Consider the following 385-nt stretch of genomic DNA (forward strand, 5'->3'; position numbering starts at 1 on the left):
GAGGCGGTTCGTTCGGGTCGCTGTCGGCGTCAAGCGGCGAGTGCGGGCAGTCGTCGCCCGTGATGAGACGCCGGATACAGGCTGTCTCGGCAGGCTCGTCGACTCCGAACGCTTCAACGAATGCATCCCGCTGGTACTCACCCATGATCGCGGCGAGCGCTCGCCAGATGTCGTCCCACGCCGGGTCCTCCGGTTGGTGGTCAAGGTAGTCGTGGACGGCCTCGCGCAGCTGGCGATACTCGTCCCACGCCGGAACGGGTTCGTTCGGTCCGGGCGTCGGCCAGTCGGTGCGGTCCATACGCTTTGGAAAATTCCGATGGGGTATCAACTCTCGGGACGCGCCAGCACGCTACATCAGAGAAGGGACCATGCCACTAACCAACAC

At 64.4% G+C, this 385-nt stretch carries 1 pseudogene; it reads right to left on the reverse strand.

Annotation, left to right across the window (positions count from 1 at the left end):
• Nucleotides 1-298: pseudogene (locus FY251_RS22210) on the reverse strand (hypothetical protein); the annotation flags it as partial.
• Nucleotides 299-385: the final 87 nt, after the last annotated feature.

It is taken from the genome of Haloferax sp. KTX1 (assembly GCF_902410085.1).
In the GTDB taxonomy this organism is placed as follows: domain Archaea; phylum Halobacteriota; class Halobacteria; order Halobacteriales; family Haloferacaceae; genus Haloferax; species Haloferax massiliensis.